Source organism: Alcanivorax sp. HI0044 (assembly GCF_001634945.1).
The window spans coordinates 1-1283 of sequence record NZ_LWEZ01001297.1 but is presented as its reverse complement, the minus strand read 5'-3'; the positions used below and the strand labels follow the sequence as shown (position 1 = coordinate 1283).

1 protein-coding gene and 1 pseudogene are annotated in these 1283 nt (G+C 57.4%); one reads left to right on the top strand and one right to left on the bottom strand.

Annotation, left to right across the window (positions count from 1 at the left end):
* Nucleotides 1-384 (top strand): annotated as a pseudogene (locus tag A3730_RS31870) (hypothetical protein); the annotation flags it as partial.
* Between the two features lie 109 nt (nt 385-493).
* Here A3730_RS31870 and A3730_RS18935 read toward each other — a convergent pair.
* Nucleotides 494-1090, bottom strand: a complete 597-nt coding sequence (locus A3730_RS18935) for a hypothetical protein (RefSeq protein WP_063520864.1) — start codon at nt 1088-1090, stop codon at nt 494-496.
* Nucleotides 1091-1283 lie beyond the last annotated feature (193 nt).

Below are 1283 nucleotides of genomic sequence, written 5' to 3'. Positions count from 1 at the left end.
GCCTATGCCACCATTCAGCACATGCAGCGGGAAATTAATTACTTCGGCGAGGAGAAGGACCTGCAGCAGGGCATCACCGATTTGGGCCTGGAGTACGGCCTGGTGACCAACTACACCTCCATGGTGGTGCTGCGCGATGAAGTCTTCGAGGAGTACGGGATCGAGCGTCGCAATGCTAAACGCCGGGAGATCGAAAAGCTGGCCAAGGCACAACGTCAGGCCAGCGCACCCACCAGCAACCGCGTGGACAATGCCCAACCCATGTACAACAGCAATCGTCCGTCCTATAGCGGTGGCGGCAGCAGCGGTGGCGCCTTCGGCATCGGTGCCCTGCTACCCTTCCTGATCCTGCTGATCGGCGGTGGCTTGCGTCGTCGCCGCTGATCCTGCCGACGACAGCCAACCTTCCCGGACAGGTAGCTCCTGTCCGGGATTTTTTCGTCAGGCATTTAGCCCCGAGGCTTCGGCAAAGTGCGAGCAGAACCCTGTCGTGTTACTCCTGCCGGCCTTCGATAGCCGACAACAACACCCCGGCGGCAATCCCCAGACGCTTGTCCAGTCGGCCCTCACGATCAGCACTGAAATCCACATCCAGTTTCAAGATGAACGGATTGAACCGCTGGCGATACTCCGCCACAGGACTCTCCCCCACGGTGGCGTGGTAGTGCTGGGGAAAGAAAAAAGCCAACGCTTCGATATAACGGCGCACCAGCGCTTTAAGCATGGAGTCTTCCTGAAGAGTGCCGATCTCTTGACCACCACTATCCAGAAAGATCCAGTGATCGCGCAGGAAGGATGATTTGAAACCCGACCGCCGCAACGTACCCACATGCTCATCGCTTTGCGAATCATGCACGTCATAGGCGCCCGCGAAATCGAAAATACTGCGGGTGGAAATCCGCAGCAACTCCTGGTCCTGACTTTCGTCCGCGTAAAGCCGGATGTCTTCGCGGATGCGGAAGCGCTTCATGTTGGAATAAAGCGCCAGCTCTCCATCATCCGTATAAAGGTGGAACGCATCACCGAAGAAGCGAAAGAACTTGCGGCGAATGGTGTAGCGTGGGTGTTGAAAGCGCACGGCGTGCGTCATGACTTGTTCTCCATCAGCATTCGGTGAAACCCTCTTCTGTATTCAGAGAAGGCAATCCCATTACCAGGGCAGCACGCTGCCATCGGAATGCCAAAAGGTCCCGCTGTTTTCCAGGGTCAGGGCGTCCATCCGCGCAATCAGATCGCTGGCCGCTTCTTCCGCCGTCAGATTACCACTCTGCCGGGTCATGTCA